The following is a 25,829-nucleotide window of genomic DNA, read 5'->3' on the forward strand; positions in this document are numbered from 1 at the left end:
AAACACGCACACCCCATGGCGGATTTCTCGATCCTGCTCCTCGACACGGAGCCAGGCACGCACAATCATTACATCGTGCTCGCCATCGCCGACGCCCTGCGGCGCCATCCGCGGGTGGCGCGGGTGCATCTGGCGGGGCACGCCGACGCCCTGGCCACCCTCACGGACGAGGGGCTCGACACGGTGCTCGCCTTCGGCGGCGCGCGTAAGCACGCGCCCGTTCTCGGTCGCCTCGCCGCTCGGGCGCAGCTCAGCATCCTGTGGACCACGGAAGATCCCTACGAGCTCGCCGACAACGTACGCTGCTCCACGGGGTTCGACCTCGTCTTCACCAACGACAAGGCCAGCGTCGCGGCCTATGGCGGGCGCGCCCGGCACCTGCCGCTGGCGGCAGCGAGCCTGTTCCAGGACCTGCCCGTCCTCGGCGACGACCGGGACTACCTCTACGATCTGCTGTTCATCGGCACCGCCTGGCCGAACCGGGTCGCGAGCCTCAACGCGATCCTGGCGACCCTGTCGCGCGATCTCAAGGTCAAGCTCGCCCTCCCGTGGAACACCTATATCGGTCCGCCCGCACTCGACGATCCGGGCCTCGTCACCGACTGGCGCTGCGGCAACCGCGACTTCGCGCGGTTGGCCAATCGCAGCCGCGTCGTCCTCACCCTGCCACGGGTGTTCTCCGCCTCCGACCCGAACCAGGCGCAGGGCTCGACACCTCCGCCCCGACTGTTCGAGACGGCGCTCGCCGGCGGGTTCCAGGTGGTGATCTCGCCGGAGCCCGAGATCTGCGACTATTACGAGCCCGATGCCGAGATCGCCCTCTGCGCCGACGACGCGGCGGGCGCGCGGATCATCGCCGAGATGCTGGACCGGCCTGCGGCGCGGATCGCGGCGGCACGCGCCGCCCGCGCCCGAACCCTGGCCGAACATCTCTACGATCACCGCGTCGCCGAGATCCTCGAAACGGCGGGCGGCCCGCACCGGCGGGCCCGGCCTGCCAAGCGGCCGGCTGCGCGCACCGTGCTGATGGTCAGCCACAACCGCACGGGCTATCGCGACGGCGGCGGCGTCGAGATCTACCAGGACGCCCTCGCGGGTCTCGCGCCGGATTACGCGATCCTGTTCCTGTTTCCCGTGCTCCACGATGGACGCTGGTCCCTGCGCCTCGAAGGGCGTGGTCTCGGCCAGACCATCGAATGCGGCGAGATCGGTCTGCCCAAGCTCACCGACCCCCATGTCGAGGGCGTGTTCGAACGCATCCTGTTCGAGCAGCGCGTGGACCTCGTCCACATCCACCACCTGCTCCACCTGCCGCTCAGCCTGCCCCTGGTGGCGCGGGCCTGCGGCGTGCCGGTGGTCTACCACCTCCACGACCACCACCTCATCTGCGAGCGCTGGCTCCTGCTCGATCATGCCGGCCGCTTCTGCGACGTGGTGAACCGCGGGCGCGACCAGTGCGATGCCTGCCTCATCGCATCCAGCAACTACCCGCCGGGCGCCAAGGTGCGCCGCGACGGGTTCGTCTCGCTCCTCGTACGCGCCGTCGACCGGTTCATCACCAGCACTCCGGCGACGGGGGCCTACCTGCGGGCGTTCTACCCGGAGATCGAGGCCGACCGCGTCGTCGAGATCGCGATGCTGGCCCCCGTCGAGCCCAAACCCATCGTGCCCATGCTCCGGCCCGAGCGCGACGACGGTCCCCGGCTCACCGTCGCGGTGGTCGGCAACTTCGCCGCGCACAAGGGCGGCGACGAAATCGTCGAGCTCATGCGGATCTGCGAGGAGTACCGTATCCATTTCAAGGTGTTCGGCCGGGTCGAGGCGCACCACGCCGGGCGCCTGCGCGGAATCGCGCCGGACCGGATCACCCTCTCGGGTCCCTACGAGCCGCACGCCATCCACGGCCTGCTGAGCGGTTGCGATGTCTCGCTCCATCTTTCGACGTGGCCCGAGACCTACGTCATCGCCCTGATGGAGGCGTGGCAGGCCGGTCTCGTCCCCGTGGCGACCGCCCTGGGCGCGCTCGCCGAGCGGGTGACGGACGGGGTCGACGGCTTCCTCGTCCCGCCCCACGATCCGGGGGCGGTGCGGGCAAGGCTCCTCGATCTCTACTACGACCCTGCCCGTCTCGCGCGGATGCGGAACGCGGTGCAGGCCAAGCGCTTTCCGACCGTGGCCGCGCATCTCGAGGCCGTACGCCGCGTCTACGACGGGCTCGTGGCCGCGCGTCCATGCCCGCACGATCGGGTGCCGGACCGTCTGCGCGTCACCTTCGACCTGTCGCTCGCCGAGATGGGCCTGCGGGTGAACGCCCCGTCCTGGGTGTCGCGCGACATCCATTGGGACGGAACGTATGCCGCCGCTCTCGGTGCCACCGGGCGTGCGCGGCCCGCGACGCCCCTCCTCGACGATCTGCCCGCATCGGACCGGGCCCTGCCGGCCGTCGTGCTCCCCCTGACCCACGCGACCCTGGCCTTCGCCCGCGACGGCCTGCGCCTCGACGACAGGGAGATCGCGAACCCGGGCGGCCACGACCTCGTGCTGCGCCACCTCGCGGTGAAGGGCTGGCTGCACAGGCTCGACGCCGCGCCCGCCGCGCGGACCTACCTGCGGTTCACCGGACCATCGCGCACCGCCTACGCAGTCCTTCAGCCCGACGACCGCCCCGACGTGGCCGACAGCCTCGGCGATCCCGGCGCCGCGCGCTCCGGCTTCACCGGGACCATCGACGTCGACGGCCTCGCGTTCGGGCCGCACACCCTCGACCTCGTCCAGGCCGGGCGCGACGGGCTGCTCGTGGCGCAGGGCTTCGGCCAGGTCTTCGCGGGGGGCGCGACGGAGGGGGCGCTGGTGCGGTTCGCCCGCGAGGCCACGCCGCCCGGTGCCGTCCCCGGCCCCGCCCTCCTCGACCTGCGTCAGAACCTGCCCGAGGCGGGGGGCGTCCTCTTGGCGGCGCCGGGCGACCTCTGGGGCATCGCGGGCCGGATCGAGGGTGCGGCGTCCGACCTCCCGTTGAGCCTCTGGCTGCACGGAGAGGACGGCACCGCATGGCGCGCACGGATCGCCCCCGGGGCGGCGGGCGACGGCACGTTCCGCCTCGTCGCGGCCCTGACCGGCCTGGAGCCCGGCCGCTACGACATCGCCCTGCACGGCGGCGACGGCGTGCATTCCGGTGCCGTGCCCCGCCGTCTCGAGATCGTCGCGGGGCCGGGCTGCTACCGCCTCGACCAGACGATGCCGCCCGCCTTCCGCCGCCATTTCATCAAGCGGCTGAAGCGTGCGCCGGCCATCGAGCGGACGGAGCGGGTAAACCTCACCGGCCTCGGCGGGAGCATCGCGTGCCGCGGTTGGGCCTTCGCAAGGGGCCTCGGCGACGTGCTGTGCACCCTCGCCGTCTGGAACGACGCGGCAGGCCGCCCGCAGGTCTGCGTCTCGGCGCGCCTCGCCCGGCCTGAGGTCGCCGCGCATCTCGGCACGGCCCAGGCGCTCGGCAGCGGCTTCGAACTCGCGGTTCCGCGCGCCGCGCTCCAGGCCGGCGGCGTGCGGGTCTTCCAGTGCTACCGGCGCCGGACAGTGGAGTTCACCGGCTTCGCCGCCGCCCTGCAACGGGCCGTCGGGTGACGCGTGTGTCGGCATTCACTCATGTCGGACACCCATGTCGGAGGCGGACCGGTGACCTAGATGGGAGTGCACGCCCGTCCCCGTGAGGAGCCCGCATGCACCCATCCCGACGCGCTTTCCTGGCCGGCACAGGCCTGCTTCCCTTGGCGGTGCCGCTTCTCGGATCCGCCGCGTCACCCGCGCAGGCGGAAGCGGCCGGGCTCCTGAGCCGGCCGATCCCGTCCACGGGCGAGCGGATTCCCGTCCTCGGGATCGGCACCTCGCGCCGCTACGAGGTCGAGCCGACGCCCGACAAGGTCGCGCCCTTGCGCGAGGCGGTCCGGCGGTTCGTGGCGCTCGGCGGCTCCGTCATCGACACGGCCCCGAGCTACGGCACGGCCGAGGACGTGCTCGGCCTCATCCTCCCGCAGGATGGTTTGCGCGAGAAGGTGTTCCTGTGCAGCAAGGTCGGCACGCCGGGGCGTGAGGCCGGGCTCGCCGAAATCGAGCGTTCGTTCAAGCGCCTGAACACGCAGACCATCGACCTCGTCGCCGTCCACAACCTCATCGACACCGCCACCAACCTCGCCACCCTGCGCGACCTCAAGGCGGCCAAGCGCATCCGCTATGCGGGCGTCACCGTGTGGCGCGACAGCCAGTTCGCCGATCTCGAAGCCGTCATGAAGCGCGAGACCCTGGATTTCATCCAGGTGAACTACGCCCTCGACGATCGGCTGGCCGCCCAGCGCATCCTGCCGCTCGCCGCAGAGCGCGGCATGGCCGTGATGGTCAACGTGCCGTTCGGGCGCGACCGCCTGTTCAAGGCGGTCCAGGGCCGCGAACTGCCGCCCTGGACCGCCGAGTTCGACTGCGCGAGCTGGCCGCAGTTCTTCCTGAAATACGTCCTCGGACACGAGGCCGTGACCTGCCCGATCCCCGGCATGGCCAAGGTGGCCTATGTCGAGGACAACCTCGGGGCCGCCCGGGGCCGGATGCCCGATGCGGCCCAGCGTGCCCGGATGGAGGCCTTTGTCGATGCGCTCTAAACTCGTGTCCCGCCGCGCGGCTCTCGCGCTCGCCGCCTTCGTCGCCAGCGGGAGCGCCTTGGCCCAGTCCGCCGCGCAGCCCGCACGCATCGGCATCGTCGGTGCCGGCAACATCGGCGGCACCATAGGCGGCCTATGGGCGAAGGCCGGGCACGAGGTGATGGTCTCCTCCCGCCACCCCGAGGAGCTGAAGGGCCTCGTCGAGAGCCTCGGTCCGAAGGCCCGTGCCGGGACTCCGGCCGAGGCCATCGCCTTCGGCGACGTCGTGCTGATCGCGGTGCCCTACAAGGCCTATCCGCAACTGAGCGCCGACCACGGCGCCGCTCTTCAGGGCAAGACCGTGATCGATGCCGGCAACGCGACCCAGGCCCGCGACGGCGAGGTCTACGCCGAGGTGAAGGAGAGCGGCATCGCCGCCGTCTCGGCCAAGTACCTGCGCGGCGCCCGGATCGTGCGGGCCTTCAACGCGGCGAACTATAAGGTCTTTGCCAAGAACGCGCATCGCGACGGCGCCCGCATGGCGATCCCCCTCGCGGGCGACGATGCCGGAGCCGTGGCGACCGTCGCCAAGCTGGTGACCGAGGCCGGCTTCGATCCGGTGATCGTCGGGCCCCTTTCCAAGGCGGACAGCTTCGCCATGGGGTCGCCGGGCTTCGGGCACGACCTCACCGCCGCTGAATCGGGCGCGCGCCTCGGGGTGGCGCGTTGAGCGGCCTCGGCGGGGCGGCGGAGCCCGTCCCCGCCGAGGGCCGGTCGCGTTCGTGGCTAGGGCGCCTCGTCGATGTCCGGCCGGGCGAAGTTCCGGCGCTCGCGTGGTCCTGGGCCTACATCTTCTCGATTCTTGCCGCCTACTACGTCCTGCGCCCGATTCGCGACCAGATGGGCATCGCCGGTGGGATCGAGAACCTGCCCTGGCTGTTCACCGGCACGCTCATCGGCATGCTGGCCCTGAACGTGCCCTTCGCCTGGCTGGTGAAGACCCTGCCGCGCGCCCGGTTCGTGCCCCTGACCTACCGCTTCTTCGCCGCCAACATCCTCGTCTTCGCTGTGTCGCTCTACCTCGCCGGTCCTGAAGGCGACGTCTGGATCGGCCGGGCGTTCTTCATCTGGCTGTCGATCTTCAACCTGTTCGTGGTGTCGGTGTTCTGGGCCACCGTCGTCGATGTCTTCTCGACGGAGCAGGGCAAGCGCCTGTTCGGCTTCATCGCCGCCGGTGCCACCCTCGGGGCCATCGCGGGCTCGGCGACCACCGCGATCCTCGCCCGCGACGTGCCGACCTGGGCGCTCCTCATCGGAGCGGCTGTTCTGCTGGAGGCGGCGGTGTTCAGCATGCGCGGCCTCGCACGCCTGTCGGACCGTCTGCACCAGCGCCCCGTGGCCGGTGACGTGGCCCCGGCCGACGCCATCGGCGGCAGCGCGTTCGCGGGCATCACCCGCACGTTCCGCTCGCTCTACCTCCTCAACATCGGCCTGTTCCTGCTGCTGTTCTCGGTGACCTCGACGTTCCTGTATTTCGAGCAGGCCAAGATCGCGAAGGAGAGCTTCGCGAACCGCGGGGCGCAGACGGCGTTCTTCGCCAGCGTCGACCTCCTGGTGAACGCGCTGACGCTCGGGGTGCAGTTCTTCCTCACCGGCCGGATCGTCCGGCGCATCGGCGTCGGGCCGAGCCTCGCCCTCCTGCCGGCGGCCAGCGTCCTGGGTTTTGCCGCCCTTGCCGTATCGCCGACCATCTCCGCCATCGTGGTGTTCCAGGTCCTGCGGCGGGCCGGCAATTTCGCCATCGCCCGGCCGATCCGCGAGGTTCTGTTCACCGTCGTGCCGCGCGAGGATCGCTACAAGGCGAAGAACTTCCTCGACACCGTGGTCTACCGCACCGGCGACCAGATCGGAGCGTGGTCCTTCGCCGGGATCGGGGCGCTCGGCCTCGGCTCCACGGCGGTGGCCGTGACCGCGGTACCGCTCTCGATCGCATGGTTGCTCAACAGTCTCTGGCTCGGCCGCAAGCAGGAGGAGCGCCAGCGGAGGGGGGAAGATCCATCGGGTGGGGAACGTCCCTGAGCCGATCGCCCGAGCTACGAAGGCGGTGGAATCGACGGTTGCGGTCGTCCGAAACCGTTTCGACGCCCAGTGCGTTGCTGGCAGAACGGGAGAGCGACGCATGTCCGATCTGACCGCCTCGAACCAGAACCTGCCCGAATCGACCTACGATCAGGAACGCGGCGCGCGCGAGCGGCACTCCAAACCCGACATGGGCGGAGCGGCGGTCTCCCCGCGCGACGCAGACCATGACACCGTACGGGCGACCCCCGAGGGGCCGAGCGATCGACCCGGTACGGAAGCCGAGGACGTGTCCCGCCCGCGCGAGTAGGCTGGACACCAGGGCCCCGGTTCCGAGGTCGGGCCAGGTCGGTGACATCGCCGAAGGGGTGGGTATCGGGACGGCCTGCAGCACTCGGCCCCAACGCAGGCCGTAGGCCGTCCACGATGTGGGACTGTACTCAGCCGAAGGAACTGAATCCCTCGAAGCTTTCGGTATGGGCGGCCGACAGGTCCGAATCCTCCGCGGGGGCCGGCGACAGGTCTTCGGCCGGAAGGTCCGGCCTGCTTTTCAAGGGGGTTGGATAGATCTCGTCAGAGACGGATGCGAGCGTCGAGGCAGAGCGATCGGGCTGCACGTCTTTGGTCATCCAGGCTCCTGGGGTGCTGCGCCGCGCTTACGGCGAAGCTTTCGATACTCCGTTCCGTCCTGATTCGGGAACCGCCCACAGGTTGCAGGTGCCATGAGCGGCGGTTCTGCGTCGGAGCCGTTCGGCCAAATTCCACCCGATGCGGCTCTGGAAATGGGCGCTCATACCGGTTGATCGCTTCATGATGCGGATTTCGGCTTCGCTCAGGCGCCGCGCGGGCTGCCTGAGACTGTTCTCCGAACGGATGATCCGGAGACGGTCTCAGTCCTGCTTGGCCTTCGCGATCGCCTTCGAGACGGCCTTGAGCAGATCGCCACCGGCGGCCTTCACCATCTCTTCCTCGGAGATGCCTTCGTCGTCGGCATCCTGCAGCAGCTCGTCTAGGTGGGTCTGGGGGGGCTTGTCGGGGTCGAGGTTGTCCGCAACCCAATCACGGAAGAATTCCTTGGCGATCTGACTCATCGTGCCGCTCCGTTGCGGCGGGCTGAATAGATCACCGGCCAATTCGGCGCGAGACCTGTCGTGCGGAGGGTGAGCCTCGCGGCATGTGCAATCTGGTCGCAAACCCGCGTGTGCCGGGGAAGAAGGACAACCACAAGCCGGAAACGGTCCTGTTCGGCCCGGAGCCTGGACAACCCCGACCGTCCAAATCGAACCGCATCAGCCAACATCGCTCCCGGCGGTTTCGTGCCCGATCTCACCATCGGGAACCGTCCAGCCCCGTGCCCAGGTCTCATGCTCCTCGGAGCCCTCGGGATACGGGTTGGCGGTGAGCGGATCGCCCCGGTCGCGCGCGTACCGACCTTCCTGGCTCACGGCGGCGGGGGAGCGTTGGGGAAAGGCCATGGTTCGGGTCCCCGAGAGAGGCGCTCAGGAATTTGCGGCGTCGTTGGGGACCGGCCTGTCCGGCTGCGCGTCGGTCTCGGCCGGCTTCGGATGATGGCCCGGCTCGGGCTGCTGCGGCGCCGGCGAGCCGGCATCCGGCGTCGCGTCCACTTGAGACGGTTTCGGCTGATCGTCTGCCATCGTCTGCTCCTGAATCGGAAGCCCTTGCCGTGCGGCAAGTCATCGTTCTCGATCTCGCTATCCTCGGTGACGGCGAGGCGGTATTCGCTTCGCCGACGCCAAGCATATTCTAAGGTTAAACCTGCATCGACTACCTTCGATCCCCCGGGGCCGCAGACATTTTTTCGGTTTCGCCCTCTGCCTCGCATCACCTGCGTTCCGGCAGAGATCGCGAACGTCGGGCGAAAAGGGCCGGCAAAGCCGGCGTCTCGCCGTAGAGAAAGAGAGCGAAGAACAGCCCCGTCATCATCGACCGGGCCACGGCCCGATCCGCTCCGGTCATCCGCCCGACCGTCGCAGGGCCGTTCGTCGCTCGTCCCCTGCCCGGCGCAGCCGTGGATCGGCTGTCCCGAGGCTCGAGACGCGGCTACCCTGCCGGAGCGGTCAGGACCAGCTTGCCTTCGAAGGGAGCCTTCTGGTTGCTCGTGGTGGTGCAGGCGTAGGTTTCCGTTCCAGCCTCCATGGTCCGGATCTTCAGGACGCCTTGGCCATTCGCCTTCACGAGGTAGCCCTTTTCGCTCGACACGTGGACGAGCGAGCCGTCCGCGTGGAGAACGTGACCTTTCTCGAACTGGCCGGGTGCCGTGATGGTGACGGGCACGTTCGCCGTGCTGACGATGTGGAGCTCGACGTTCGTGTTGGCCGGAAGCTTGAGCTCGGCCGGGGCACAGACGGGCTTGTCGCCATCCATCGTGATGGTCAGCTCCCCCTGAACCGTGGTGCTGCTCGATGGGGCCGGGAGCGGCTTACCCTGGGCGAGGACCGGCCCCGCCGAGACCACGGCGGCAAGCGCACCAAATCCGATCACTGCATGACGCATGAAGCAACTCTCTATCCGTTCCTGGACTGTGACGGGGAAAGAGGGCCGAGGATCGGCGAGTTCCTGTTTGCGGCAGCGCGCCGCGGCAACCCGACGGCCCATCACCGACCTTGCGGCGGCGTTCCCTCACCGCAGATGCCCGGCCTCCCGCAGCGCCTTTTCCACTTCCTCGCAGACCCTCCGCATCCCCTCGTCGTTCCGGGGCGACGGCGGTCTCGCGGGTGCCTTCGTCGCCTCCCGTTGAGATTGCGCGGGCCGGGTGTTCTCGGCCGCCCGATCCGCGCCAGCACCCGCGATGGCGCTCAACAATCTCGCAAGCATTCGCGCGCACCCCATCCGTACCCGTGAAAGTATTCGAATGGGATTGGATTCGTTCCACGACCCGGAGGCCGGTCCGACCATGGGCGCCTTTCGGCCGACCCATTCGAAGCCCGGCACCGGTTCCGTGAAGAGACGAATGCGGCGAGGACCGTCGGCGCGTCGAATAGCGGACCAATCCGGCCGCCGGGGGCTTGGCGTCTGGCATACCAGATGCGATAGTCCCTTGCCCTTCCCAGGGCATCCTCATATGTGACCACCTTCACCCGCCCGGTTCCCAGCCCGGCGGGTTCTTCTTTTGGAGTGCCCCGTCTCGCGGGTGCCAATGTTGGAGGAACGCTTTTGCTGAACCAATTCGGCCGCATCGTCGCGGGCCTCGCCCTGTGCACGTCCCTCGCGAACGGGGCGTACGCACAGGCGGCCCCGTCCCCGGACAAGCCATCGGCCTCGGCGACGCAGGATCCGGCGACTCTGAAGGTGGCGCGCGAGGTCGTTGCCCAGATGCAGGGCGACCGTGTCACCACCCTGAACGCGATGGCCGCTCCCATGGCCGGCATGATGCAGCAGATGGGCGTGCGCGAGCCGGAGCGCGCGCAGGTGATCGTCCGCGAAGCCGTGCTTCCGATGCTGACCGCGCACTACGACGAACTCCTCGATCTCCAGGCCCGCAGCTTCGCGACGGTCCTCTCCAAGGATGATCTCCAAGCGGTGGGAGCGTTCTACGCCTCTCCGGCGGGCCGGCGCCTGGCGGCTGCCCAGCCGCAGCTCGCTCAGGCGCAAATGACCGGGACGACGCAGTGGATGCAAGCGCTGATGCCGGAGATGCAGACCAAGATCATGCAAGTCATCAAGGCGCATGGTTGGGGTCCGGGCGATAAGCCGAAATGATCCCCGCGCCCGCCAAGCCCGCCCAGGCGGGTTTTCGGGTCAGATCGCCTCCGGGTGTGACACAGCGGTCAGGAAACTTCGGGGCGTTCCGGAGTTTGTTTCGAGCTGAGCCGGCGAAGATTGTCCCGCCGTCGGCCCAATCGAAAGTTCGCCATGAGAACACTCATCCTCGCCACCGCCCTGTTCGCCGCCACCCCCGCACTCGCCCAGGTCGGCCCTCCGGGTCAGCCGGGCGCTCCCGGTGTCGTCGTGCAGAGCGAGCCGAACAGCACTGGCAACGACGCCAACATCGCAATCTCGCGCGGTGCGACCGGTGCCGACACGGCGACGACCGATTCCGCCGCCGGTGGGAACGCCTCGCGGCCCGAACAGGCGATCCCCAACGGCAGCGCCAACGGCGGCGGTCGCTAACCCGTCCATCGGTTCGGATCATCATCACCCGCCCGGCTCACGCCGCGGCGGGTTTTTTGGCTCATCGCTTCGAAGGTCGGACTCACGGACCTGGGGTGAAGGACTGATCGGAGAAAAAGTCCGAGCCCGGAAACGATCGGGGTACGGTCACGGGCGCGGTGCGGGCGACGACGCGGAACCGTCGGCCCTACCGTTCTCCTTTCCGAGGGTGTTCGCCGTGCCGTTATGATCGGAGGGACGTCCGCCGGGGTTGTCGCTCCCGCCCCTGGAGGACCCGATCGTGCGGTTGTCCGCCTTGTCGCCGTTGCTCCTGAGATCGGCGGCGGTGTTCCCGTCGCTGGTCGCCGGGGCGCCACCCGGGGTCTGCGCGTCGGCGGGCCCCGTCAGCGAGAGAATCAACGAAGTCGCGAGGGCAAGGGCCGTCCATTGGAGGGCAAGGGTCGTCCTGCGCATGAAGCGTTCCGTCGTGTGGAGAGGTTCAGGCGTGAAACGCCGTCGGGCGCGCCTTTGTTCGCGGCCCGGGCGAACCGTCGCGGCTACTTCGTGGTCTCCTTCACCCCCGCTTCCGGCGCCGGAACGGTGTTCTTGGTGGCACCGCTGCCGAGAAACAGGAGGGCGATCACCACGGCCAGGGTGGCGATCGCGGCAACGAAAGCGAGGAACCAGCGGGGCATGACGATGTCCGTGGGGGAAGGGTCGGAAGGCTCACGTCCGCTTCTACAGGATCGCCGAAGGCACCGCTGCTCGTTTCGAGACCGTGATCGTCGGTTTGAGCGCGACCGTGACGGGTTCGTCCATGAGCCCGATGGGCTGGACGGATCGGGGGGGCGTGGCCGTGCGGCGAAGGCGGCGGTTCGGTCTCCGGCCCCCGGTTCGTGTCGGAACCTGCTCGGCCATCGGAACGTGATGGCGCTTCGCGTCGTTGGGAACTTTGGGAAACGCCTTCGGAGAAACCAATGAAGAATTTTTGCATGATTGCCATCGCGGCGGCCGCTGTGATCGCCACGGGATCGGCATCCATGGCTGCGCCCTGCGCTGTCGGAACGACGACGAACGCCCAGGGCCAGAACGCGTCCACCGACAAGACCTCCAAGGCGGATGGTCCTTCGGATGCGAAGGTGACTCCCGGCGCCAAGGCCGAGTCGCCCGGCACGGTCGGCGCCATGTCCAATGTCGGCGGCAACACTCAGCCCGGCGCGGGCGAGAAGAAGCCGGCCGAAGGCCAGGTCGTCAAGCCGGGCAGCAACGACTGCTGATTTCACCGGACACGTGAAGGAGCATTCCTTCATTGCTATTCAAGAACCCGCTCGGCTTCGGTCAGGGCGGGTTTTTTGGGTGATTGCTTCGATTGGCTCAGGTGTACTGTCCGACGCCGATGGAATTCGGATGAAGGATCGAGGCTCGCAGGAGCGGGTTCGACGCGTGCCGGCCCGGCTGAGCCACCTGGTCGATGTGGGCGCGGTCGATGCCGGGGGCCGGAGGCGGACCACGGATTATCGCGTCCCCTGAATCCGTCTACCCCATAGATCCCTCGAACCCGAGATGATCTTCCCACCTTGCCCGCCCGGAGCGATCCGAGGCGGGTCTTTCGTCGTGCGGACGGATCAGGGGCGACCCGCGACGTCCGATCAAGACCGAGGCCTCAGGGTTCGTCGGGCCTCCTCCCGGAACGGTGCCGTCCGAGGCCCGGACACGGGTCAATACAGTTGGTTCGCCCAGCGCTGGAAAACCTCGAGGGTCGATCCGCCGCCGGCCTCGCCCTGGCGCGCCTGTCGGATGCCGGCGCGGTAGCGGCCCGGAGGCTTCCGAACGCGGCTCGGAAGGCTTGGCGGCAGTGGCTCTTTCTGACGAAGCCGCAGGCGAATGCTGCGACCGACCGTCCTTCATGGGGCCGACGCAGGGCCTTGCGAAGGGTCTCCAGCCGGCGTGGCTGAACAAAGCGTGCGATTTCGCCCTCGTCGGCGAAGGCCTGATGCAGCGCACTGCGCGACAGGAGACGGCCGGATGTGTCCCACGCCGGAGGGTTGAGCTCTGGGACGGGAAGGGCTCAAGTTCCTCCGCGCTCACCCTTCGCCGATGTCGCGGGCCGGGCACACGTCACCGTGCCTGCCGGAACGCTTGGCCAGTCCGCGGTGTGGGGGTTGAGTGATTGATTGTGATGGTGCTGCTGGACAGGATTGAACTGTCGACCTCCTCATTACCAAAAGTGTCGCACCAGGGGTACGAGAGGGTCTGAGGGGGTTGCGCGGTTGTGACAAATCTCTGTCACCATTGGGTTTTCTGGGGTACGGTTGGGTTCTCGGCATTTAGCGGGGTTTCCGCAGCCGTGCCGTCCACGTGCTGCCCAGCGAGCCCTGCAGATGAAAGTCAGGCTGACAGACGCCCTCGTCGCCAATGCGGCTCTGCCGCCCGGTACGGTAGATCTGGTGATCTGGGACCGGGATGTGTCCGGCTTCGGACTGCGCATCCGCCCAACCGGCAAAAGCTGGATCCTCGCCTATCGCCCAGCCGGCGCAGGCCGACGAGCTAACACCAAGAAGATGAAGCTGGCGACGGTCGGAGCTGTCGCCAAGGTATCGGCAGCTCGTACGCTCGCGCAGGTGACGCAAGGTCGGATCGCCTCCGGCGCAGATCCGCTCGCAGAGCGCGCGCAGCAGCGCGTGCGCGAGAATGCCCGGTTGAACGATCTCCTCGACCGCTACGATCGGCATCTCGATCGCAGGCAGTACGTGAACCGACGGGACGTGCTGAGCAGCCTCCGGACCCGAATGGCGGCGCTGCTCTCGCGTGACATCCTCACCATCACCGGAGCCGACCTCGCGAAGATCGTTGAGGGCATTAGGCAACGAGGGCTGTTCGGCGCGGCCGAAGCGTTCAGGACCCACTGCAGGGCCTTCCTCACTTGGTGCGTGACCGGAGCGAAGGTTCTGCCCGTCAATCCGTTGGCAGGCCACCGCAAGGAAAGGTCAACCCGGGCCGACCGAATCGCGAAGGAGGAGAAAGGGCGAGCCCTTACCGACCTCGAACTCGCGAGGGTGTGGAGCGCCGCGGATCCTGAAACGACGTTCGGCCGCCTGATACGGTTTCTCGTTCTCACCGGGTGCCGTCGTGGCGAAGGCGCGGGACTGACATGGACCATGATGAACAGCGCAGAGAACGTGTTCGATCTTCCGGCCGTCTTCGTGAAACAGGGACGGGGCCACAAGGTGCCGATCGCCCCTGCGCTGCGGGCGATCTTAGACCTGTGCCACCGGGACGCGCGCTCCGATCTCGTATTCCCGTCAGGCCGTACCGGGGGCGAGATGAGCGGATGGACGAAATCCATGAAGGCCTTCACCGCGAGGGCTGAAGTCGACTTCACCCTTCACGACCTCCGGAGGACGTTCCGAACTGGGCTCTCGAAGCTGGGTGTGGACGTCGACACCGCAGAGATCGCGATCGGCCATGCCCGAGCGGACCTCGAAGCTATCTACAACCGCGACGACGCCTTCGATCGATTGCGCAATGCCTTTGAGCGATGGGCCAGTCGGGTCGTTGCCCTAGCCGAGATGCCGGCTTCGATGAGGAGCGCAGCGTGACGGAAGACACCCGCTCGCTCGGTGATCTGCTTAGCGATCCTGAGTGGGTTCGGTCTCGCCAAGAGCAACCGCGCATTGAGGCCGAAAATCTGGTGTCTGCGCTCTCTATCCTTGTCGGAGAAGACCCTGATCGAGTCCTCGAAGGGCTGCATAAGGACGAGCCTCTCGCACGGGCGCTTCGAAAGCTCCTCGCGATTGAGGCAGTGCCTGTGAACGTCGGTGGCCGCCCGCGGGAGACCGAAAAACACCTGCGCGAATTGGCTGTTTTGGTAGGTTTTAAGGAGCAGGGACTGAAGGGCAGAGCTCTGTACGACCAAGTCAGGGCTGAACTCGGTTACCGGCCTGACCAAGGGCCGGATAACAGTACTCTGCGGAAAAATAAGAGACGATTTCTCGAGAGGTTCGGAAAGCCGAATGGCCTTGGCGAGCTAATGGTCATTCTGGCCGCGTCGAGGAGAAAACGGGACACAACCTAGATATGGGGTTTTGACGCTATTAGCGCGGGTTCTGTCGGGTAACTGTCTGGCATCAGACAACGATCAGACAGGAGCATGAGATGCCTGAAGCAGAAGCAAGGGTTGTCCAGCGCACCCATCGCCCACGGCCTCTTCCGGATATTGCGACACTACCTGACACGGCACTTCTCACGCGAAGCCAAGTCGCTGGCCTCGCTGGCTACACGGAACAGGCTTTGAAGAAGTGGGCCTGAGAGGGGCGCGGCCCCCGGGTGACAATCGTCGAAGGGCGTCCGCGTTACCGCGTCCGGGACACCCGGGAATGGATGGGAGCCGCGTGATGGCTTCCCTCATGCCGTTCATGCTCAAGGTCCAAGGCGTCAAGACGATTGTCTTCGCCCCCGAGCCGGACACAGCCGCCGGCAACGCGCAGTTCTTCGATCCGGACCCTGCCTGTCTGATCCAGCTGCGACCGCTGTTGAAGGCCGACTTCGGGAGTTGGGAGCGACAGCCCAAGGGTAACTCCCTGCTGTACGCGCGCACCGAAGATCCTGCCGTTCCGCATATCGTTGCCTACGTCCGCGTGCCGCTGCATCTGCGCAAGAACACTCGAGCGGGTGTGATGGCGGGCATCAAGCGGGTCGAACGCTTCGATCAGCCGACGGCCGCCCGCCTGCGGGACATCGCGGCACGCACGCGGTGGCCGAGCACGGCCTGACCATCCAGCACCGCGGCCGCGCCCGCCAAGACCAGCCCCCTGCCAGATGCCCTCAAACGCGAAACGGCGGCTCTCCCGCACCACCAGGGAACCGCCGCTTTCGAGTCTTTGAACTCAAACTTGAGCGGTTGCTGAAGCCGCTCGGCAGGAAGTCATTATGGACAGCCAGAATGTAGAGCCGGAAGGCACGCTTGTACAGTTAGGCGATGCACTTCAACTAGACGCACCCGGTCAACACGACGTCCCGCCCGAACGCAACCCCGCAATCAACCCCTTCGCTCGCCTGTGGAGCATGGGGTATCGGCGCCTCGTGCCGATCGTGCCGCCAGAAGCTGAGCTCTCGCCGACCTCGTCCCTTGCCAAGCACCCCAAGTGCCGCGGCAAGGTCGTCGGAATCTGCGGGCCATCTGGAAAATGGTTTGGCTTCAACTGGCACCAGCACGAGACCGTTGAAGAAGACCTCGGCAAGTGGTTCGCCATGGGTGCCGGTGTCGGCACGCGCACGGGCGAAGGTCTTATCGCCCTGGACATCGACACGCTAGACGAGACTTGGTCGTCTCGCGTCGAGGCCCTCGCGATTGAGATGCTTGGCGCAGGACCCCGGCGCGTGGGCCGGGCCCCTAAGGTGCTCCTGCCCTTGCGGGTCGTTGAGGCCGACGTTCCGAAGGTGGCCTACCGTGCCGTCCTGTTCAACGACGGTACCAACTTCGCCCCGGGCAAGGATCCCCGCGTCGAGCTGCTCTGCGCAGGCCGGCAGTACGTCACCGGCGGCATCCACCCCGATACAGGCAAGCCCTACTCGTGGCCGCTAGGTGTCCCCCGCTACGACGACCTGCCGTTCGTCACGGCCGAGCAGATCGACGCTTTTTTCGAGGCCCTGGCGGCCATGCTGCCAGCGTCCAAGGCACCCCGCTCAGGCAAGGTGGTTGACCGTACGGGGGTAGATCAGACCGCTCTTCAAGGTACGGAGGACGAGGTCGCGCGCCTCGTAGCCCTGATCCCCAACGAGGAGCCGGACTACGAAAGCTACCGCAACATGGCGGCGGCGATCCGCGGAGCCCTCCAGGACGACATCGAAGTCGGCCTCGACATCTACTTGGACTGGTGCGGGCGCTGGTCTCTTGGCCGGCCCGACCCGGTGTTCGACGAGCGCGTGTTCCGCAGCCTCGCGCCGCCGTTCGCGCTCGGGATCGACAATCTGCAGAAGCAGGCCGCGGCCGCCACGGGGGTGCAGCAGATGCCGGCTGAGCGGTATTTCGACGTCGTGCCGGAGGGATCAGTGGACACCTCGGCGTTCTCGGGCCTGAGTGCCACGCCGGAGAAGCAGCGACAGAGCGCCAGCGACACGTTCGCGCTGCTCGGTATCGACGGCCTCCTGGAGATGTCGGACCCCAAGTACCTGATTGGACGGCATCTGCCCGAGAACGCCCTCGGCTTCCTCTACGGCGATCCCGGTACTGGCAAGAGCTTCATCGCTCTGGATTGGGCGCTCCACATCGCGTTCGGCCTGGGGGCCTGGCACGGCGACCCAATCGACGCGCCGCCCGACGCGCACGTCGTCTACATCGCGGGCGAAGGCGTGGCGGGCCTCAAGTCTCGCGTTCGAGCCTGGATGCACCGGCATGCGGTGGAGGATGCACGCGGGCAGTTCTCGCTCCTCGCCCATAGCGTCGACCTGATGGACCGGGATCAGTTGCTAAAGCTGGCGCGCACGATCCGCGCTGGCGCCCCGGGCACCGTCCTCGTTGTCGTCGACACGGTCTCGCGCTCAATGCCGGGGGCGGACGAGAATCAGCAGAGGGAGATGACGCGCTTCGTCCAAGCCTGCGACCTGATCCGGAGCGAGTTTCAGTGCGTCGTGCTCGGCGTCCACCATGCGGCAAGGCAGGGTGGCAATATGCGCGGCTCGACGGTCCTCGGTGGCGCTGGCGATTTCATTTTCAAGCTCGAACGGAAGCCGTCAGCAGTCGCTGGCAAGCTGACCTGCGAGAAGCAGAAGGATGCTCCTGACGGCTGGAGCGAGCCTTACCGCTTCGACACCGTGGCTTATCCAGGCGGCACCAGTCTCGTTCCGACAAGATGTCTGACCGCCGACGGGGACGGCGCTCCCGTACCGGCGGCGCAGGAGCAGCAGATCCTCGAAGCGATCGACCAGGCCTGGCGATCAGGCGAGCCGTGGGGACAGGGCGCTCAATCGCGAGACAGGTACGCTGTTACTCAGCTCGTGAAGGAATTTGGCTTCGACGCGGGGCGTGCGCAGGAGCTGATCCAGACCCTGCAGGATCAAGGGCTGATCGGCATCGAGGTGGTCGATCGAAAGAGCAAGAAGGCTGGATATCGGCGGCTCGCCACAAGCTCCGCGCCCGCTCCCAGCGGCAGCGTCTTCGACTGAAATCCGGCGGAGCAGGGATTTCTTTTGGCGGAGCTGGCCCGCTAAGTCATTGAAATCATTAGGCGGAGCGGGTTTTGCGGAGCGGCGGCGGAGCAGAGGCGGAACGGCGGAGGAGCGCTCGTAAGTCATTGAAATCATTGGCGGAGGTTGGCGGAGCAGAGATGGCGGAACAGCGGAGCAGACCTATACTACGTATTCGGTGGCGTCGGCCGCTCCGCTCCGGCCTGCGGGCCGACCACCACCTCTCGTTCGTATGTAGTTGGCGTTGGCTGGATGCGTGATTTGGGACCTGCCTCTCAGGACAAGTTGTCGGACACTGTGCCAACTCAGCGGCCCCTTTCGATACCTCACGTGAATTAGGATCTGATAGGCCATATGCGGCGCCACACATGCTCACACCCTGGCTGGAATAAATCACCTGAGTGGGCCGCCATCGCTCGGGCTGCCATTCTCAAGTTCCACGCCGGTCGGCACCTGCTCCCGAAATGTGGAGCCAAGCGCAAGTCGACGGGCACCCTCTGCCAGAATCTGCCTTCGCCCGGCCGCACGCGCTGCCGCCTGCATGGCGGCGCCACGCCCAAGGGGTCAGGCCCCACCGGCTGGCATACGCCGGCGTTCCCGGGCGGCATGCCCACCGGCAAACTGCGGAGCGACGCCTTCAAGCAGCGTCGGCGCTGGAAGGCGATCGCCCGGGTCGAGGACATGACGCCCGAGGAACGGGCCCGCTACGAGGCCTGGAAGGCCTCACACGCCCCTGGCAGCCCAGCGAAGCGTCAACGCCGCCGCCAGGACCGCGACGCCGCTCAGTGGCTCCAAGAGCTCATGTCGGCGCCGGACGAGCCACCGCCCGCGCCGCGGAGGATTCGCAAACCCAAGCCCCTCACTGCCGAGCGCGCGATCCGCGAGCGCATCGGCGTCTTCGCCTAGGAGAACGATCATGGCCCGGCCCAGACCCGTTGCAGTGAACACGGACGTCGTGAGGATGATCCGCGGCCGCGCACGCACCGAAGGCCTTCCTGCCGCCTTCGAGGCGGTCCTACAGACCTGCAAGAACGAGAAGGCCCGACCGGCCGAGCGCCTCGATGCCGCAAACCTGATCTGCCGCATGAGCGGCATCTTCGAGGGCGCTGGCGAGGACGACAGCGACGAGAAGGCACCGAGCACCATGACGCGCGCAGAGCTCGTCGCCCGGGCCGAGCAGGCGCGCCAGGTGCTGGCCGCCCTGGACGAGGAGGCCGACGGCTCGTCCGAGCTGTTCGGGTGAGAAGGGCGCGATCTGACCCCTGGCTCCAATCTTTGCTTTACCCGCGAGCCTCGAGCGCCGCTCAGCACGTGGTGCGGCGAGCGTTTGGCCCTCGTACCGGCCGGTGCCCTGCAGATTCTTGAGGCGGCCAACATACCAGTGTCTGATTTGTCGCCCGGGATCAGATTCCGCGCAGGCAAAAATTTCCAACGCCTTTTGGAGAGCCGGCGAGGATCAACGCTCACGCCAGACGATTCGGGCGATGGCCCAGGCCAGCGCGGCGCCCATGATGCCGCCCGCGATCATCTCGGCTAAGGGTTCGTCCCGATCGTCAAAGCCGAGGGCCCGCTGGACGGTTGGCGAAAAAGCGAATTCACCGGCGACATAGCCGATGAACGTCGCGGCCGGACGGATCACCCCGGCAGGAACGCAGATCCTCACGTGCGCGTTCGCCTGCCGGCCGGCTTGGCCAGGTGGCGCAAAACCACGGGCCCGCGATGCCGCAGCCATGCGAGGATTGCGCGCCGGCGAGTCTCGGCGTGCGGATCCTCGTTCGGATTCGGAGGCTTGGTGCCTCGCTTCTTGTGCTTGCGCTTCTCCCAGCGTGCGTAGGCGATTTCGGCCTCCTCATGCTGCAGTTTGAGGAACGCGGCCTCCGGGATCAGCACGGGGCGCCCGGGCATAAACGCCAGGCGCCCGGCCGCACGCAGTTTCCGGAGTTTTGCGACGGAGCATTTAAGCTCGGCCGCAGCCTCGGCTTCGGTCCTGAGTTTGGCGAGAGTGCTCATTCTGCCTCCAGCACGGTTTAAGGTTGCAGCGGTCGCGTCACGTCGGCCTATGCCGCCAAGCGGTCCAAGACGTTCAAGACGCTGCGCGCCGTCCACCGGCCCCCGCGCGGCGTCGCGATGCGTCGGGCGTTCAGCGCCTGGGCGATTCCATTCGCCGAGGTGGTGCCCTCGGCCCTGATGCTGTCGATGAGGCCGGCGAGGCCCGCGGCGCGCTGCGACGCGCCGGCCCTGAGCGCCTCGATGGCGCTCGCGTTGCCGAGGCCTCGTAAGTGCGTCGCCCCGTTCGGATTGCCCAACCTGGTCCCCCGAGCCCGCGCGGCGGCAAGCGCCGCCTTCGTGCGGGTCGAGATCATGGCGCGCTCCTTCTCGGCCAAGGCGGCGTAGACGTGGAGCATGAACGGGTCCGCGTCGGGGCCGAGTTCAGTGACGATGAACGGCACGCGGGTGCGCATCAGGCCGGAGATGAAGTGCACGTCGCGGCTCAGGCGGTCGAGCTTGGCGACGAGCACGGGGCATTGGCGCAGGTTGGCGTCACGGATCGCCGCGGCGAGCTGTGGGCGCGTCTCGAGCGCGTCGGAGCCCTTGCCCGTCTCCACCTCCGTGAACGTACTCACGAGGGCGAACCCCTGCGCCTCGGCGAATCGCTCGACGGCTTCGCGCTGCGCTTCCATTCCGAGGCCGCTGCGCCCCTGGCGCTTCGTTGACACGCGGAAATAGGCGACTGCGATCCGGCTTGGCATGCTTCGTCACCTGGTTTGCAGAACGGCCAAACCCTCGTTTGGCGAATGTGCACGGGATCAGCACCGCCTTGGGCTCATCCGCCGATGTGAGTTTCCTCGACATCGAGCAGCAACGCAGCCCGGAGTTTGCGCAGCTGTGGCACTGTGCATTCGAAGGCCTTGGCGACCTGCGCCTCCGACATGCGGCTCAATGTGAGCGGTCGAGAGCTCAGGCGGCCCGTGTCGTCGTGCTGAAGCCCTCTCTCGGAACCCTTCGGCGGGAAAAGCGCGTCGATGCTGGCGAAGACCCAATCCGCGTAGACCAAGAGGGCTCCGCGCATGTTGTCTTGGCCCGTGGTCACCCGTAGGGAGCGGCGGCCCTTCACCCAATGGATATAGAACTTTCCATTCGGGTGGCGTTGCAGTTTCGGCTGGTTCATTTGTGCGCCTCATTGAGTGCGCAAAATCGAACCCATATCATACCCAAAGTCAATACAAGTATTTGTCTGAAGTTTTGTCTGATGCTTTACGTGTCTTTCAGACAAAAACGGGCGCCCCTCCGGGCGCCCTGACTAATAACTGTGCTCTGCCTCGTGGACTGGTCAATAGATCATCACGCGGAAGCTGTTTTTTGAGCTGTAGCCTGTTGAGCCACAGCCCGACGCTCGGCAGGAAACGGTATGACGTCTCCGCCCTGCATGTTGAGCTTGAGACGTAAAACGGTCTCCGAGACGGCCTCGGAGGCTGCATACCGGCGTTCACGAATGAGAGCGATGCGCTTATCGCGATCGGCCTTTAGAATACGTTCACAGTGAGTAGCCAAAGGTGGGCACCATTTGCCAATATCCTTCTCGATCTTGAAATAATCCCGTGCCAACCGTCGGTCTCGGACGTTAAATTGTGTTGCCGTCGTCATCCCGTGTGCCAAGTTGTACTCGGACGCCCAGAAGAAGTAGTGGCATTCGTCCTGCAGTGTCTTGGGCAGGGATTTGCGGTGGTTGGTGCACGCGATATCACGGGCCTCGAACGCAGCTTCGCTGTCGTTGATCATTGGTGCAGGGCTTTCTGGTGAGCCGTTCTTTAGGCGGCTTGGCTACAGTCCAGGGCTAAAGAACCGCACCAGACGGCCACTCGTGTCTTTGGGCCGAAGCCTTGGACATTCACACGAGGACCCTGGACCGTGTAGCACTCTACAGCCTACCGGGCGCTGCAGAAAACGGCTGGTGGGATGGGTTCTTTAGGCCCACCCCCAAAGTAGAAGACAAGTTGTCGGGACGTCAATCCAAAAACTCACGAGATAAGAAAATTTGTCCGTTGCAGGGTTTTGATAGGCCTTGGGACAGATTGTCGGGCCGCCGTCGCGCCCAGGAAACACCGTTGCGCGCACTTCGGGGCCTGGGATGGTGCTGACTGCCAGGCGTCTAAGTGATTGAATTAGCTCTCTACAAGATGCCCTGGTCCTGCCGGAAGGCCTGTAGGGCCCTGCACTGGGGTACCCCCGGTAGCCCCCCGGTATGCCCTCGCGCGCCACGCGGAGACGCCGACGCCCATCCGTACAAAATTGCAGTCCTAAAAACCTTTCCGACAGTTTGTCGGAGGTGGATGATCAGGAGCTAGACTTCGAGGTCCAACCGACGCCTCGCCAAGATAGATAAAATATCTCCCATCGGACCACACTTTACTGTTGAGCGCTCAGCAAATCCGCGCTAAGTTTCGATTGTCCCGATCGACCGCAGCACTCGGGCAGCTGCATCCGTTCTCCGAGGCGATTTCGTCGAGGAGCGTGAAGCTCAAACACCGAACCAGGCCTGCGTTACGCGGCCAGTGCGCCCGTTGTGGCGCCGAGGTTCGATGAGCCGCGGGACATCGATCGTGAACGCCAACCCCAAACCTTCGATCCCTCCGGGGCACTATCTTGGCTTCGGCCGGAACGCGGCTCGGCCGGACGTCACCCGAGAGCGGCACGTCTGGAACCTTGAGCTTTTCTTGGATGGTCTCCTCGGTATTGGACGAGGCGAAGCGCTGTCGTCTGCAGACCGCCGGGCTTTCGATGGCACTCTCCGCGTAGCGCGGCTTGCCAGTGAACGCCTGCTCATAGATCGCTATCCGCCAGAGCAGATCGCCCTGGGATATCGGGCTGCACACGGCTTCGTTGATCTCGTCGCCATGCAGCCTGACCAACGGCACCAAGTCGATCCTGCTGGCGCTCGTGCAATTGCCCTGACCTGCTTCCGCGCTGATGTCGGCAACATGCGGCGCTGGAACACCCTGGCCGAGCGTGCCCCCGGTGTAGCGCTCGACGCGCTCCTGCCGCCTCTGCCGTCGTTGCGCGAGCCGGATCGCTGCCAGGTGATCCCCTTCCCGCAGCCGGCCCGTGGGGAGACCGTCTGATGGCCCCTCCGTACAAGCGCGGCTTCAGCTTCTCAAGCTTTCAGGCCAACCAGCCGCGCGCGCCGCAGCCGGGACAGCGCCTCGACATCGAGTTCGACGAGATCGCGGGCGTCCTGACGGCGCTCGACCTCGCCACGCAGGCGCTGCGCCCGCTCCCGGCCCGGTCCCTCAACGTCAACCTCCTCAACTCGGCCGCATACCCGCAGCCCGTCACGATCGACGCGTTCAAGGCCGTCCTCGGCGTCCAGCCACCGCTCGGGTTCACGCCGGAGAACGTCGCGCGCCGCGGACAGGCCAACGGGTACGCCCCCCTTGACGCTAACGCCAAGGTTCCGTCGCTCAATCTTCCTCCGGTCGATCTCACGGGGCTGCAACCCGCCCTCGGGTTCACGCCTGAGAATATCGCCCGGCGCGGGCAGGCAAACGGCTACGCGCCCCTGGACGCTACCGGGCGCGTTCCGCTCGCTAACCTGCCGGATCTCGGCAGCGGCGGGGGTGGGACGCCCGGGCCCGTCACGTCGTCTTCGATCACGGATTCCAGCGGGTCCGGACGGTCGGTGCTGACGGGGACGCCTGCGCAAGGGCGGGATGCGTTGCAGCTCGGCGCCGCTGCTATCCTGGCCGTCGGCGTGACCGGCGGCGTGGCGTCCTTCGACGACAGCCGTTTCGCTCTCTCCGCACAAGCGGCGACGACTGCAACGCTCTCCGGTCTGTCGTCGTCTCTCGCTGGCATCACGGTGAAAGCCGACCCTGCGCCGGCATGGGCCACGTTCAAGGCCGACAACAACAGTTTCCTGGTCAACCTCGGCAATGCCCCTCGCTACATCTGGCCCGGCGGCGGTGATTACGCGGCCGTCTCCGCTATCACCGGAGCGATCCGTCTTCCTCGCGAGGCTGGCGACAACAACATCAACGGCGGCCCCGCCATCATCATCGCGTCTGGCGTCATGGGCCTCGCGCTCACGGATTGCCTGAACAACGTCGCGGTGGGTGGGTACTTCAGCGGGGGCATCAGCCTCGACCAGGGGCGCGGTTGGGCTATCAACGGCACCCTAGCGAATTTCGAGCAGCGCGGTTTTGGGTTCCCTGCCGGCAAGAACGGGCAGCTTATCGCCTGCGAACTGGACCTCAACATCAACACGCCGGCCGGTGGTTGGGCTGGGACGAACGCTTACGGTGCGTCCATCGTGTGCGTGCCGCAGTCGCAGCCAGATGGTGGGTTCACGGCGGTTCACATCTCGGCCATCGACATCAACAACGCCTCCACTGGACGCGCCGGGTTTCCGAAGGTTGGCTGGAAAGAGGCAATCCGGACCGATCCGGGCGCCTGCAACGAGTTCGCGCAGATCCACACCGTCAAGTACCCCGGGGAGGGAGCGTCCGGCTCTCAGTCGCTGCACTTCATATCAGCAACGTCGAACTCGCAGTTCCGCCACGGCTACCTCGCGCTAGCGCCGGACGGTGGCTTCGTCATGCAGCCGGACTACTTCTCGGGGCAGGGGTCGTTCACAGTCGCGAACAGCAACCTGTCCGCCGCCTGCACGATCCACCCGACGAACGGTTTCAACGGCCCGAGCATCTCAGTTTCTGGAAACGTGAGCTCGAGAGGCAGCGGCGGCTTTGAGGGGAACCTCGCCGTCGGCGGGCTCACGCTAACAAATCTGCTGACCGTCAATAGCACCGCTACGATCAATGGCGATCTAAATCTCCCAGGCGGTCTGCTTTCTACAACTCGCCTTCGGTTCGGAGGCAGGGATGTACAGTTAGCCTATCCTGGCTCTGTGCCATCAGGTGGTGCTGTCTTGTTTGTTCAAACGTAAAGGATACACAAATGCTGGTAAATTTCGACACTGAGATCGTAGATGCTCTTGGTCGTGTACAGTACGAGCCGGAACTGACGCCGTCTGGACGCAATGTCCTTGTGCCTGTCACCGGCGACGATGGCGACCCGGTCTTTGTTCCCGGGGGCGATGGTGGCTTTGTTCGACTTCAGGAGCCGAAGGTTGTCCCGATCACCTTGCGCGCGATCTGCATAACAGCGCTGACCCGGGCATGGCCCGACGAGAAGCTACCAGAGGCGGCTGCGTTCGAGCGCTTTACCATAGCTCTGAAGATCGCTGACGGGGGCGAGGTCGATCTCACCCTCGAAGAGCGGGGTCAGATTCAACGGGCTACGGACAACTGGAGCACGGTGTCGCCGGTGTTCATGGCTCGCGCGCGCCTGCTTCTCGACACCGGCTCAGCGAACTGGGGCGCGCCAAGCAACATCGTCAGTATCGGAAAGACGCCATGATTTTCGACATCGGGCTTGCCACGCCGCTGGTATCGGGTCGCGTTGCGATCGCGCATCGCTTCCCTGTGCCTGGGTTGCAGCTTCGTCCGATCAGCCGAGCAACCGTGCTCGCCCGCTTGGACGAGCCTGTACAACGGGGCAGGTAGAGGGCGCGCCCGCGATGACCTACGAGCTCCACCACCTCGCCGCCGGCAGCTACGACCTCGTCCATGACGGGGTCGTCATGGGCAGCGTGGTCCGCAGCGTCTCGCGCTATGGCGAGCCCCGCGGATGGCACGCGGAACTGCTGGAGGACCTCCCGCCCGAGCGCCGGCCGCACCCGTTCAGCAAGATTGAGCATCGCTTCACGTCTCTGGAGGCCGTGACCTCGTGGCTCGGCGGCGCAGTCGTTGTGACCGTGACCGAGGCCGCCTGAAG

General features: G+C 66.4%; 29 protein-coding genes. 18 read left to right on the plus strand and 11 right to left on the minus strand.

Going from position 1 to position 25,829, the window contains the following annotated elements:
- Positions 1-15: 15 nt before the first annotated feature.
- The 5 genes from ASF22_RS13455 (at position 16) to ASF22_RS13475 (ending at position 7,014) form a co-directional block, all read left to right on the plus strand.
- Positions 16-3,621, plus strand: a complete 3,606-nt coding sequence (locus ASF22_RS13455; RefSeq protein WP_056265101.1) for a glycosyltransferase — start codon at positions 16-18, stop codon at positions 3,619-3,621.
- A gap of 95 nt (positions 3,622-3,716) precedes the next feature.
- Positions 3,717-4,646 (plus strand): aldo/keto reductase, encoded by a 930-nt coding sequence (locus ASF22_RS13460; RefSeq protein ID WP_056265105.1) that lies wholly within the window; start codon positions 3,717-3,719, stop codon positions 4,644-4,646.
- Positions 4,636-5,355, plus strand: a complete 720-nt coding sequence (locus ASF22_RS13465) for an NADPH-dependent F420 reductase (protein ID WP_056265108.1) — start codon at positions 4,636-4,638, stop codon at positions 5,353-5,355. The genes ASF22_RS13460 and ASF22_RS13465 overlap by 11 nt, the downstream gene beginning before the upstream one ends.
- Positions 5,352-6,704 carry a hypothetical protein gene (locus ASF22_RS13470; protein ID WP_056265110.1) on the plus strand — a complete coding sequence of 451 codons (1,353 nt, stop codon included), beginning with the start codon at positions 5,352-5,354 and terminating at the stop codon, positions 6,702-6,704. The genes ASF22_RS13465 and ASF22_RS13470 overlap by 4 nt, the downstream gene beginning before the upstream one ends.
- Positions 6,705-6,804: 100 nt before the next feature.
- On the plus strand, positions 6,805-7,014 hold the full coding sequence (locus ASF22_RS13475; protein WP_056166072.1) for a hypothetical protein: 210 nt from the start codon (positions 6,805-6,807) through the stop codon (positions 7,012-7,014).
- Between the two features lie 130 nt (positions 7,015-7,144).
- Here ASF22_RS13475 and ASF22_RS13480 read toward each other — a convergent pair whose 3' ends face one another.
- The 5 genes from ASF22_RS13480 to ASF22_RS13495 form a co-directional block, all read right to left on the minus strand.
- Positions 7,145-7,333: a hypothetical protein gene (locus ASF22_RS13480; protein ID WP_056166075.1), complete on the minus strand. Its 189-nt coding sequence runs from the start codon at positions 7,331-7,333 to the stop codon at positions 7,145-7,147.
- 261 nt (positions 7,334-7,594) lie between these two features.
- Entirely contained in the window at positions 7,595-7,795 is a 201-nt protein-coding gene (locus ASF22_RS13485) for a hypothetical protein (RefSeq protein ID WP_056166078.1), read from the minus strand.
- 198 nt (positions 7,796-7,993) lie between these two features.
- Entirely contained in the window at positions 7,994-8,179 is a 186-nt protein-coding gene (locus ASF22_RS13490; protein ID WP_056265112.1) for a hypothetical protein, read from the minus strand.
- Positions 8,180-8,203: 24 nt separating this feature from the next.
- Positions 8,204-8,359, minus strand: coding sequence for a hypothetical protein (locus ASF22_RS23850; protein ID WP_156398765.1), 156 nt, complete (start codon positions 8,357-8,359; stop codon positions 8,204-8,206).
- A gap of 406 nt (positions 8,360-8,765) precedes the next feature.
- The gene (locus ASF22_RS13495) at positions 8,766-9,218 is read right to left on the minus strand and encodes a hypothetical protein (RefSeq protein ID WP_056265115.1); all 453 of its coding nucleotides are present in this window, start codon (positions 9,216-9,218) and stop codon (positions 8,766-8,768) included.
- A gap of 660 nt (positions 9,219-9,878) precedes the next feature.
- On the opposite strand from ASF22_RS13495, the gene ASF22_RS13500 reads away from it, so the two are divergent.
- Positions 9,879-10,424 (plus strand): DUF2059 domain-containing protein, encoded by a 546-nt coding sequence (locus ASF22_RS13500; protein WP_244474281.1) that lies wholly within the window; start codon positions 9,879-9,881, stop codon positions 10,422-10,424.
- Between the two features lie 153 nt (positions 10,425-10,577).
- A complete protein-coding gene (locus ASF22_RS13505) occupies positions 10,578-10,835 on the plus strand; it encodes a hypothetical protein (RefSeq protein WP_056166089.1) in 258 nt (85 codons plus the stop codon).
- Between the two features lie 536 nt (positions 10,836-11,371).
- Here ASF22_RS13505 and ASF22_RS23855 read toward each other — a convergent pair.
- Complete coding sequence (locus ASF22_RS23855; RefSeq protein ID WP_156368979.1) at positions 11,372-11,509, minus strand: hypothetical protein; 138 nt, start codon at positions 11,507-11,509, stop codon at positions 11,372-11,374.
- A gap of 297 nt (positions 11,510-11,806) precedes the next feature.
- Between ASF22_RS23855 and ASF22_RS13515 the strand changes: the two genes are divergently transcribed.
- The 7 genes from ASF22_RS13515 (at position 11,807) to ASF22_RS13540 (ending at position 19,242) form a co-directional block, all read left to right on the plus strand.
- Positions 11,807-12,091, plus strand: coding sequence for a hypothetical protein (locus tag ASF22_RS13515; protein WP_156368980.1), 285 nt, complete (start codon positions 11,807-11,809; stop codon positions 12,089-12,091).
- Between the two features lie 1,104 nt (positions 12,092-13,195).
- Positions 13,196-14,413 (plus strand): integrase arm-type DNA-binding domain-containing protein, encoded by a 1,218-nt coding sequence (locus tag ASF22_RS13520; protein WP_082483698.1) that lies wholly within the window; start codon positions 13,196-13,198, stop codon positions 14,411-14,413.
- On the plus strand, positions 14,410-14,889 hold the full coding sequence (locus ASF22_RS23860) for a hypothetical protein (protein WP_156647699.1): 480 nt from the start codon (positions 14,410-14,412) through the stop codon (positions 14,887-14,889). The genes ASF22_RS13520 and ASF22_RS23860 overlap by 4 nt, the downstream gene beginning before the upstream one ends.
- Before the next feature lie 319 nt (positions 14,890-15,208).
- The gene (locus ASF22_RS13525) at positions 15,209-15,586 is read left to right on the plus strand and encodes a hypothetical protein (protein ID WP_156647700.1); all 378 of its coding nucleotides are present in this window, start codon (positions 15,209-15,211) and stop codon (positions 15,584-15,586) included.
- A 157-nt stretch (positions 15,587-15,743) separates the two neighbouring features.
- Complete coding sequence (locus ASF22_RS13530) at positions 15,744-17,978, plus strand: AAA family ATPase (protein ID WP_156647701.1); 2,235 nt, start codon at positions 15,744-15,746, stop codon at positions 17,976-17,978.
- A 375-nt stretch (positions 17,979-18,353) separates the two neighbouring features.
- Positions 18,354-18,905, plus strand: a complete 552-nt coding sequence (locus ASF22_RS24620; protein WP_156647702.1) for an HGGxSTG domain-containing protein — start codon at positions 18,354-18,356, stop codon at positions 18,903-18,905.
- 55 nt (positions 18,906-18,960) lie between these two features.
- Positions 18,961-19,242, plus strand: coding sequence for a hypothetical protein (locus ASF22_RS13540; protein WP_156647703.1), 282 nt, complete (start codon positions 18,961-18,963; stop codon positions 19,240-19,242).
- Between the two features lie 213 nt (positions 19,243-19,455).
- Here the strand turns inward: ASF22_RS13540 and ASF22_RS13545 are convergent, their stop codons facing one another.
- The 5 genes from ASF22_RS13545 to ASF22_RS23870 form a co-directional block, all read right to left on the minus strand.
- Positions 19,456-19,638: a hypothetical protein gene (locus ASF22_RS13545; protein WP_056265132.1), complete on the minus strand. Its 183-nt coding sequence runs from the start codon at positions 19,636-19,638 to the stop codon at positions 19,456-19,458.
- Positions 19,639-19,658: 20 nt separating this feature from the next.
- On the minus strand, positions 19,659-20,009 hold the full coding sequence (locus ASF22_RS13550; protein WP_156647704.1) for a helix-turn-helix domain-containing protein: 351 nt from the start codon (positions 20,007-20,009) through the stop codon (positions 19,659-19,661).
- Between the two features lie 47 nt (positions 20,010-20,056).
- Positions 20,057-20,749 carry a recombinase family protein gene (locus ASF22_RS13555; protein WP_056265137.1) on the minus strand — a complete coding sequence of 231 codons (693 nt, stop codon included), beginning with the start codon at positions 20,747-20,749 and terminating at the stop codon, positions 20,057-20,059.
- Positions 20,750-20,823: 74 nt separating this feature from the next.
- Positions 20,824-21,168, minus strand: coding sequence for a hypothetical protein (locus tag ASF22_RS13560; protein WP_056265140.1), 345 nt, complete (start codon positions 21,166-21,168; stop codon positions 20,824-20,826).
- A 173-nt stretch (positions 21,169-21,341) separates the two neighbouring features.
- On the minus strand, positions 21,342-21,779 hold the full coding sequence (locus ASF22_RS23870) for a hypothetical protein (RefSeq protein ID WP_156647705.1): 438 nt from the start codon (positions 21,777-21,779) through the stop codon (positions 21,342-21,344).
- A gap of 800 nt (positions 21,780-22,579) precedes the next feature.
- On the opposite strand from ASF22_RS23870, the gene ASF22_RS23875 reads away from it, so the two are divergent.
- The 4 genes from ASF22_RS23875 (at position 22,580) to ASF22_RS13575 (ending at position 25,827) form a co-directional block, all read left to right on the plus strand.
- Positions 22,580-23,119, plus strand: a complete 540-nt coding sequence (locus tag ASF22_RS23875) for a hypothetical protein (protein WP_156647706.1) — start codon at positions 22,580-22,582, stop codon at positions 23,117-23,119.
- Positions 23,119-24,939, plus strand: coding sequence for a hypothetical protein (locus ASF22_RS13565; RefSeq protein ID WP_056265142.1), 1,821 nt, complete (start codon positions 23,119-23,121; stop codon positions 24,937-24,939). The genes ASF22_RS23875 and ASF22_RS13565 overlap by 1 nt, the downstream gene beginning before the upstream one ends.
- An 11-nt stretch (positions 24,940-24,950) precedes the next feature.
- Positions 24,951-25,412, plus strand: coding sequence for a hypothetical protein (locus ASF22_RS13570; RefSeq protein ID WP_056265145.1), 462 nt, complete (start codon positions 24,951-24,953; stop codon positions 25,410-25,412).
- A gap of 160 nt (positions 25,413-25,572) precedes the next feature.
- A complete protein-coding gene (locus ASF22_RS13575; protein ID WP_056265148.1) occupies positions 25,573-25,827 on the plus strand; it encodes a hypothetical protein in 255 nt (84 codons plus the stop codon).
- Positions 25,828-25,829 lie beyond the last annotated feature (2 nt).

The sequence above is a fragment of the Methylobacterium sp. Leaf87 genome (assembly GCF_001422775.1).
Classification (GTDB): Bacteria; Pseudomonadota; Alphaproteobacteria; order Rhizobiales; family Beijerinckiaceae; genus Methylobacterium.